Source organism: Thauera sp. ZXT1-4, from assembly GCF_052598215.2.
Map to the genome: position 1 here is coordinate 1 of NZ_JBQWSN020000122.1, position 768 is coordinate 768.

Annotated in this window: 2 pseudogenes; both read left to right on the forward strand. The window is 69.8% G+C overall.

What is annotated here, in order from left to right:
- Positions 1-464 (forward strand): annotated as a pseudogene (locus ACUH78_RS19415) (IS21 family transposase); the annotation flags it as partial.
- Positions 461-768: pseudogene (gene istB, locus ACUH78_RS19420) on the forward strand (IS21-like element ISAZo16 family helper ATPase IstB); the annotation flags it as partial. The pseudogenes ACUH78_RS19415 and istB, both read left to right, overlap by 4 nt.

Genomic DNA, 768 nt, shown 5'->3' on the forward strand with positions numbered 1-768 from the left:
AGTTTCGCCTCTACCCCGAGCGCCTCGAAGGCTGGCTGGGCGGGGTGTGCGTGTTCGAGAGCGTGCGCGGGACGGTGCCGGCGGGCAAGCAGCGCGGCAAACAGGTCGATTACCGGCACCTGCTACCCGCGCTCAAGCGCAAACCCGGCGCCTTTGCCCGTTGGGCGCTGCGCGATGACATGTTCCCCCGCGCCGAGTACCGGCAGACCTGGGAGCGCCTGATCGAGACCGTGCCCGAGCGTCAGGCCTGCAAGCTCATGGTGGGACTGCTCGATCTGGCCGCACGCGGCGCGTGCGAGGTCCAACTCGCACAGATCCTCGGGGGCTTACTGCAGGCGGGCACCTTGCCCGATCTCGAGGGGCTGGAGGCGCGTTTCGCGCCCCGCCAGACACCCCTGCCGGCGGTCACCGTCGCCTTGCCCGCGCTGTCGGTCTACGACGGACTGTACGAGGTGGCGGTATGAGCGCCATCGAGACGGCAACGCTGCCCATGATGCTCACCGAGCTGCGACTGCCCACTATCAAGCGGCTGTGGCCAGCGCTGGCCGAGCAGTCGAACCGCGAGGGCTGGCCGGCCGAGCGGTTTCTGGCCGCCCTGTGCGAGCATGAAATGCATGAGCGCGAGACCCGCCGCATCGACCGCCACCGCGCCGAGTCCGCCTTGCCACCGGACAAGCGCCTGTCGGCCTTCGACTTCGCGGCCGTGCCGACGGTCTCCAAGGCGCACGTCACCGCGCTGGCCGAGGGCGACAGCTGGCTCGAACAAGG